Below are 701 nucleotides of genomic sequence, written 5' to 3'. Positions count from 1 at the left end.
TCGCTGCGCATCGCGTCGCAGGAGGTTTTCCGCTTTCCCGGATCGAGGCCGTTCAGCGGTTCATCGAGGATGAGGTACGGGCAATCGGTCGCTATCGCCATGGCAAGCTTTACCTGCTGCTTCATTCCTGTCGAGAGTTTACGGGTCGGCTTGTCGAGATATGGGGAGATTCCGAGGGAGTCGCAGAGCGAGTCGATGTCGGCGGCCGATTTCCACGCCTCCCTAACGAAAGCAAGGTGCTCGAGGGCCGATAGCGTGGGATAGAGATCCGCGCCGCCCGAAGAGCTCAGGTAGACGAGTTCTGCAAATTCGGCTGATCGACGTTGGCAGATTCCGTCTGCCGCCAGGCTTCCCGAGCGGATGCGGGTGGGAAATTGGCCCGACAGCGCTTCAAGAAGGGTGGTTTTCCCCGAGCCGTTGGGAGCAACGAGGCCCGCCGCCGTTCCCGGGCTCAGGAAAAGCGACCCGATTGAAAGTATCGTCGTGCTTCCGTATCCCACGCTCGCGTCCAGAAGCTCGAGCCCATGGTGCTTTTTCGCGGGTCCAGGCTGTTTGGGGGAACGTGTCGCAACGGCGCCGACCGCGAAAAGGACCGCGACGTATACCAGGGCCACGGCAAGCATCGATGCGCCGCCCGAACCGGAGCCAATGAATTCTGTCGGGAAGCATCCTACGTAACCCGTTGCCTCGATAGGCGAGAA

Annotated in this window: 1 protein-coding gene; it reads right to left on the bottom strand. The window is 61.1% G+C overall.

Annotated features, from left to right (window positions below; genetic code table 11):
• The coding region (locus tag ACESWY_RS10270; protein WP_373094366.1) for an ABC transporter ATP-binding protein at window positions 1–701 on the bottom strand (701 nt) is incomplete at both ends.

The organism is Collinsella aerofaciens ATCC 25986, from assembly GCF_964237925.1.
Taxonomy (GTDB): Bacteria; Actinomycetota; Coriobacteriia; order Coriobacteriales; family Coriobacteriaceae; genus Collinsella; species Collinsella aerofaciens_BJ.
The sequence above is the reverse complement of the archived record's forward strand: the minus strand, read 5'-3'. Positions and strand labels throughout refer to the sequence as shown.